Here is a 6336-nt window from a genome sequence, read left to right on the forward strand (position 1 = left end):
CGGGCGGGCTGAGGGTCCCGTCAGGCGCCGCGGCCCGCGGGTGTTTCCGGGGCCGTTTCCGCCGGGAAGCGTGCGGGAGGCCTGGGCCACGCCCGCATCGCCGTCTCGGCCACGGCCGTCAGCTCACCCGCCGTCGCCCCGTCACGGGCCTGCTGGGACATGCCCTGAAGGACCGCGCCGCTGAAGCGGGCCAGCGCCCGGGCGTCGGTGTCGGCCGGCAGCTCACCCGCCTCGACGCCCCGCCGGATGCGGGCCTCGAAAGACGCCAGGTTGGCATTCCTGCGCGCTCTCAGGGATTCCTCGACCTCGGGGGTCGAGCAGTTGGTCGCGGCGGAGATCATCAGGCAGCCGCGGGGGTGACCGGGCTCCGTGAAGAGCTCGGCGGCCTCGCCCAGGAGTCGGCCGATGGCGCCGCGGGCGGTGGGCTCCTCCGCGAAGGCACGGCCGCCGTACGAGCCGTACGAGCCGGCGTAGGCCTCGACGACCTCCTCGAACAGCGTCTTCTTGTCCCCGAAGGCCGCGTAGAGGCTGGGCGCGCTGATGCCCATGGCGCGGGTGAGATCGGAGACGGAGGTCGTCTCGTAGCCGTGCTCCCAGAAGGCCATCGTGGCCTGCTCCAGGGCCGTGAGCCGGTCGAAGGAGCGGGGGCGGCCTCGCGGTGTCGTCACCATGGAGTGAATTCTATAGCGTCCATTACGGAAGTGGGGTACGGTCTTTCCATAGCGACCGCTACAGAAATGAGGGGGGCGTCGTCATGGGCGTGCTCGAGGGCAGTACGGCAGTGAAGACCGCGACCGCGAAGACGGTGACCGTGGAGAACGGGACGGCCGGGAGGCTGGTCGGGAAGACCGCGCTGGTGACGGGCGGCAGCCGGGGCATCGGGCGGGGGATCGCCGAGCGGCTCGGCCGCGAGGGGGCCCGGGTCGCGGTGCACTACGGAAGCAACGAGGCCGCGGCGAAGGAGACGGTCGCGGCGATCGAGGAAGCGGGCGGCGAGGCCTTCACGCTCGGCCAGGAGCTGGGGGTGCCCGGGGACGCGGCGGCACTCTGGGAGGCGTTCGACACGGCTGTCGGCGGCGAAGGCCTGGACATTCTGGTGAACAACGCGGGGATCGCGGCCTCGCAGCCCTTCGCGACGCTCACCGAGGAGGAGTACGACCGGGTCTTCGCCATCAACACGAAGTCGCCGTTCTTCCTGGCCCAGCTGGGCGCGGAGCGACTGCGGGACGGCGGCCGGATCGTCAACGTCTCGACGGGACTGACCAAGGCGGCCCTCATGCCGGAGCTGATCGCGTACTCCATGTCGAAGGCGGCGCTCGACGTCTTCACCCGGGACCTGTCGAAGGTCCTCGGCCCGCGTCGGATCACGGTCAACGCGGTGGCGCCGGGGATCGTGGACACGGACATCAACGCGACCTGGCTGCGGGGCAGCGACGAGGCCTGGGCGGGGGCGGCGGCCCTCTCGGCCCTGGGCGGGGTCGGCACCCCGGCGGACATAGCGGATGTGGTGGCCTTCCTCGCCTCCGACGATGCCCGCTGGGTGACGGGCCACTGGATCGACGCGACGGGCGGCTCCCTGACCTGAACCCGAGCCGGGAGGCAGATCGCCGGAGGGGAGGCTTTGGCGCGAGCGTCCGAGAGCGACCCCGGGGGCGGTCCCGGAGGGGCGGTCCGGGGGGTCCGGCGGGCGGTCCGGGGGCGGCCATGAGAGGGGAGGAAGTGGGCCCGGCGGGGGCCGTGGGGTTCGAGTGGCTGGGGCGACGAGGGCGGCCGACGATGGAGGCGGCGGGGGCGTCCGTGGGGCGGAACGGCATGAGGAGAAGGCCCCTCCTCTGCTAGATTTGCCCTTAGATTGGTCTATACCACACGACCCCTCACCAGCCCCTCACCAGATCGGCAGGCACAGCGTGGAAGTTGTCATCGTCAAGGACGCCAAGGCGGGCGGCGAACTCATCGCGGACGGTATCGCCGACCTCCTGCGCCGCAAGCCCGACGCGCTGCTCGGCGTTGCCACGGGCTCGACTCCGCTGCCCATCTACGAGGCCCTGACCGCCCAGGTCGCGGCCGGATCCGTGGATGCCTCCCGGGCCCGGATCGCCCAGCTGGACGAGTACGTCGGCCTGCCCGCGGGCCACCCGGAGTCGTACCGCTCCACCGTGCTCCGCCAGGTCGTCGAGCCGCTCGGACTCTCCCCCGACGCCTTCATGGGCCCCGACGGCTCCGCCGAGGACGTCCAGGCGGCCTGCGAGGCGTACGACAAGGCGCTGGCCGCGGCCGGGGGCGTGGACCTGCAGATCCTCGGCATCGGCACCGACGGGCACATCGGCTTCAACGAGCCGTGCTCCTCGCTCGCCTCCCGTACCCGGATCAAGACGCTCACCGAGCAGACCCGCGTGGACAACGCACGGTTCTTTGACAACGACATAGAGCAGGTGCCGCACCACGTCATCACCCAGGGCATCGGCACCATCCTGGAGGCCCGCCACCTGGTGCTGCTCGCCACCGGTGAGGGCAAGGCCGAGGCCGTGGCGCAGACCGTCGAGGGGCCGGTGGCGGCGCTCGTGCCGGCGTCCGCGCTCCAACTGCACCCGCACGCGACGGTCGTGGTGGACGAGGCCGCCGCCTCCAAGCTGAAGCTCGCGGACTACTTCCGCCACACCTTCGCCGCCAAGCCCGCCTGGCAGGGCATCTGAACCGTCCGGAACCCCCGGTGAACAGCGAAGGGGCCCGGCACCGGTTCAGGTGCCGGGCCCCTTCGGGGGCGGGTGCCTCGCGGGTCAGGCGCCGGTTCCGACGACCGCCTCGGCGGCCGCGCGGCCGCAGACCCGGGCCGCGCCGTGCGTGGCGATGTGCAGGGCGCCGCGGGGCTCCGCCTCGTTGAGGCCCATCTCCACCACGACGGTGTCGGGGCGGGCCGCGACCAGGCCGTCCAGGGCCTCGGTCATCCACGGGTGCCGGTGGGCGTCGCGTACCACCGCCACGATCCGCCGCTCCCCCGCGGCGGCCAGGACGGCGTCGGTGGCGGGCTCGTCGTAGGAGCCGGTCTCCGTGCCGGGGAGCAGGCGCTCCAGCTCGGCCGCGATGCCCCAGGGCGTCTCGTCGCCGACCGCGAAGTTCGCGACCGGGGTGAAGGAGGCCACGTAGGGAGCGCTGGTCATCGGCGTGTACGGCCGCTCCCCCCGGGTCACCCTCAGGGCCCTGCGGGCCGCCACGAGTCCGATGTCGGCGCCGGGCGCGGTCCCCTCCTGCACTGCCGCGCCCGGCACCGTCTCAGCCCCGCCCCTCGCCCGGTGCGCCTGGGTCCAGGCCGCCAGCGCGCGTACGCGCGCCGCGGCGTCGGCCAGCCGCTCCTCGGGCAGTTCACCGGTCCGTACCGCGGTGACGAGAGCGTCACGCAGCCGCAGCACGGTGTCCTCGTCGCACAGCCCGCCGCCGACGCAGATGGCGTCGGCGCCCGCGGCGATGGCGAGGACGGATCCGCGCTCGATGCCGTACGTCGCCGCGACGGCCTGCATCTCCATGCCGTCGGTGACGATCAGCCCCTCGAAGCCCAGTTCCTGGCGGAGCAGACCGGTGAGGATCTGCGGGCTCAGGGTGGCCGGGCGGTCGGGGTCGAGCGCGGAGAGCAGGATATGCGCGCTCATGACCGCTTTGGTACCCGCGGCGACGGCGGCGCGGAAAGGTACCAGCTCACGGGCGTGCAGTGTGGTGAGATCCACATCGATCCGGGGCAGCGCGTCGTGGGAGTCGACGTTCGTGTCGCCGTGTCCGGGGAAGTGCTTCGTGCAGGCCGCGACCCCGACGCCCTGAAGGCCGTCGACGTACGCCACGGTGTGCCGGGCGACCAGGTCGGGGTCGGGCCCGAAGGAGCGGACGCCGATGACCGGGTTCTCGGCGTTGGAGTTGACGTCGGCGGACGGCGCCCAGTTGAGGTCGACCCCGCACGCGGCGAGCCGGCGGCCGAGCTCGCGGGCCACGGCCCGGGTGAGTTCGACGTCGTCGACGCTGCCGAGCGCGTAGTTGCCGGGGAAGGACGAGCCCTGCTTGACCTCCAGGCGGGTGACGTCCCCGCCCTCCTCGTCGATGGCGACGAGGACGTCGTCCCGCTCGGCCCTCAGCTGCGCGGTGAGCGCGGTGAGCTGTTCGGGGGTGACGATGTTCCGGCCGAAGAGGCCGACCGACGACAGGCCCTCGCCGATGCGGCGGAGCAGCCAGTCGGGGGCGGTGGTGCCGACGAAGCCCGGCTGGAGCACCGTGAGCGCGTCACGGGTCAGGGTGTCCGTGGCGTGTACGAGTGTGGTCATGGGGAAGCCCTTATCCCTTCACCGCGCCGGCGGTCATGCCGCCGACGGCCTTGCGCTGGAGGAAGAGGAAGACGACGAGCACGGGGAGGGCGAAGAGCGTCGAGGCGGCCATGGTGGCGCCCCAGTCGTCGCCGAACGCGGTCTGGAACTGGGTGAGCCAGAGCGTCAGGGTCTGCGACTCCTTGTCCTTGTTCAGCATGAGGATCATGGCGAACTCGTTCCAGGCGGTGATGAAGCCGAAGAGCGAGGTCGACATCAGGCCGGGGGCGAGCAGCGGGAAGATCACCTTGCGGAACGCCTGGGCGCGGGTGCAGCCGTCGATCTGAGCGGCCTCCTCCAGCTCGACCGGGACGGCCGCGATGAAGCCGCGCAGGGTCCAGATCGTGAAGGGGAGGACCATGACGAAGTAGATGAGCGTGAGCGTCGGGATGCTGTTCAGCATGTCGTTCTCACGGGAGATCATGTACATCGCGATGACCATGACCTCCCAGGGGGCCATCTGCGCCATCATCACGATGAGGACGATGCCCTTGCGTCCCTTGAACCTCAGGCGGGCGATCGCGAAGCTCGCGGCCAGGGCGACGAGGAGCGCGAGCAGCACGGCGCCCAGGGTGACCATGAGGCTGTTGCCGACGTAGGTCCAGAAGAGGTCGACCTCGGTCGCCGTCGTGTAGTTCTCGAGCGTCGGCGTGAAGACGAAGACGGGGTCCTTCGTCATGATCTCGTGCTGCGGCTTCAGCGAGGACGAGAACATCCAGTAGACGGGGAAGACGAACACCATCGCGATGACGAGGGCGCTGAGGTTCTTGGCGACCGCGCCGACCGTGAGCGGCTTCCTGGTGCGCAGCTTCTGCGGAGTCCGGATGGTGGTGCTCACAGCTCCTCCTCCTGCTTCAGGATCAGGCGGAAGTAGAAGGACATGACCGCGACGAGCATCACGATCGTCAGGATGGAGATGGCCGCGGCCACACCGTAGTGGAACTGGCCGACGCCCTCGATGTAGGCGTAGACGGGGAGGGTCTCGGAGCCGCGGTCGGGGCCGCCCTGGTTCATGGCGTAGACCTGGGCGAACGCCTTGAAGATCCAGATGATCTCCAGGAACGTGGTGATCATGAAGAAGGACTTCAGGTTCGGGAAGACCACGGCCCAGAAGGTCCGCCAGCCGCTCGCGCCGTCCATCTTGGCGGCCTCGTACAGCTCGGAGCCGATGGTGGTCAGGCCGGCGTACATGTTGAGGGCGACGAAGGGGACGGAGCCCCAGACGAGCAGGAGCAGGATGATGACGAGGGCGGAGAAGCCGGTCTCGAACCAGCTGTGCTGCTCGTAGCCGGAGAAGCCGAGGGTGCGCATCACCCAGTTCGCGACACCGAACTGCTCGTCGAAGAGCCAGCGGAAGACGGTGACGGAGGCGACGATCGGCATGGCCCAGGCGAACATCAGGGACAGCGAGAGGACCAGCCGCATCTTCTTGCCGAGGCGGTTGAGCAGCAGACCGATGCCCGTACCGATCGCCATGATGAGGGCGACGTTGACGGCCGTGAAGACGACGCTCCGGAGGGCGACGGTCCAGAAGTGCGAGTCTCCGAGGAGCTCGGTGTAGTTGTCGAAGCCGATCCAGACCGTCTCGCGGGTGATGAACTCCTTCCGGTTGAGCTGCTGGAAGGAGAGGATCACATTGCGGATCAGCGGGTAGAGCAGCAGCACCGCCATGGACAGCAGGGCGGGCGCGACGAGCAGGTACGGCAGCAGCCCGCCGGGCAGGGAACGTCTGCCGCGTGGAGGCTGAAGGACTTCCTTCGGGCCCGAAGAGGGAGGCGGAGTCTGAGACTTCCCTGCCGCCCTTCCGGGCGCGTCCTGAGGATCGGCGGTCGCCGTCCCCTGGGAGTCCACGGTCATGGTCTTATTCCTCGCGGTTCTGGGGCTCCCGCGCCCACCGGGGCGCGGCCCGGCGGAGCGGGCCGCTGATCACTGCATCACTGCATCACTGCATCGCTGCACAACGCCCGGTGGTGCGGCCGGTGCGATACCGGCC

General features: G+C 70.5%; 6 protein-coding genes. 2 read left to right on the plus strand and 4 right to left on the minus strand.

Features of this window, described 5'->3' with window-relative positions; all coding sequences use genetic code 11:
* Positions 1 to 20: 20 nt before the first annotated feature.
* A complete protein-coding gene (locus tag ACFVYX_RS16730; RefSeq protein ID WP_389682089.1) occupies positions 21 to 671 on the minus strand; it encodes a TetR/AcrR family transcriptional regulator in 651 nt (216 codons plus the stop codon).
* Positions 672 to 754: 83 nt separating this feature from the next.
* Here ACFVYX_RS16730 and ACFVYX_RS16735 point away from each other — a divergent pair, with 83 nt between their 5' ends.
* Positions 755 to 1585: an SDR family oxidoreductase gene (locus tag ACFVYX_RS16735; protein ID WP_389682090.1), complete on the plus strand. Its 831-nt coding sequence runs from the start codon at positions 755 to 757 to the stop codon at positions 1583 to 1585.
* 322 nt (positions 1586 to 1907) lie between these two features.
* The gene (gene nagB / locus ACFVYX_RS16740; RefSeq protein ID WP_389682091.1) at positions 1908 to 2693 is read left to right on the plus strand and encodes a glucosamine-6-phosphate deaminase; all 786 of its coding nucleotides are present in this window, start codon (positions 1908 to 1910) and stop codon (positions 2691 to 2693) included.
* Between the two features lie 84 nt (positions 2694 to 2777).
* Here the strand turns inward: nagB and ACFVYX_RS16745 are convergent, their stop codons facing one another.
* The 3 genes from ACFVYX_RS16745 to ACFVYX_RS16755 form a co-directional block, all read right to left on the minus strand.
* The gene (locus tag ACFVYX_RS16745; protein WP_389682092.1) at positions 2778 to 4304 is read right to left on the minus strand and encodes a glycoside hydrolase family 3 protein; all 1527 of its coding nucleotides are present in this window, start codon (positions 4302 to 4304) and stop codon (positions 2778 to 2780) included.
* Between the two features lie 10 nt (positions 4305 to 4314).
* Complete coding sequence (locus tag ACFVYX_RS16750) at positions 4315 to 5085, minus strand: carbohydrate ABC transporter permease (RefSeq protein WP_389682106.1); 771 nt, start codon at positions 5083 to 5085, stop codon at positions 4315 to 4317.
* Positions 5086 to 5177: 92 nt separating this feature from the next.
* Positions 5178 to 6200 (minus strand): carbohydrate ABC transporter permease, encoded by a 1023-nt coding sequence (locus ACFVYX_RS16755; protein ID WP_389682093.1) that lies wholly within the window; start codon positions 6198 to 6200, stop codon positions 5178 to 5180.
* Positions 6201 to 6336: the final 136 nt, after the last annotated feature.

The organism is Streptomyces sp. NPDC058326 (genome assembly GCF_042879855.1).
Taxonomy (GTDB): domain Bacteria; phylum Actinomycetota; class Actinomycetes; order Streptomycetales; family Streptomycetaceae; genus Streptomyces.

Excerpts from the sequence above, each read along its gene's own strand:
- ACFVYX_RS16730 (WP_389682089.1), bottom strand. The coding sequence starts at position 671 with ATGGTGACGACACCGCGAGGCCGCCCCCGCTCCTTCGACCGGCTCACG.
- ACFVYX_RS16735 (WP_389682090.1), top strand. The coding sequence starts at position 755 with ATGGGCGTGCTCGAGGGCAGTACGGCAGTGAAGACCGCGACCGCGAAG.
- ACFVYX_RS16745 (WP_389682092.1), bottom strand. The coding sequence starts at position 4,304 with ATGACCACACTCGTACACGCCACGGACACCCTGACCCGTGACGCGCTC.
- ACFVYX_RS16750 (WP_389682106.1), bottom strand. The coding sequence starts at position 5,085 with ATGGTGTTCGTCTTCCCCGTCTACTGGATGTTCTCGTCCTCGCTGAAG.
- ACFVYX_RS16755 (WP_389682093.1), bottom strand. The coding sequence starts at position 6,200 with ATGACCGTGGACTCCCAGGGGACGGCGACCGCCGATCCTCAGGACGCG.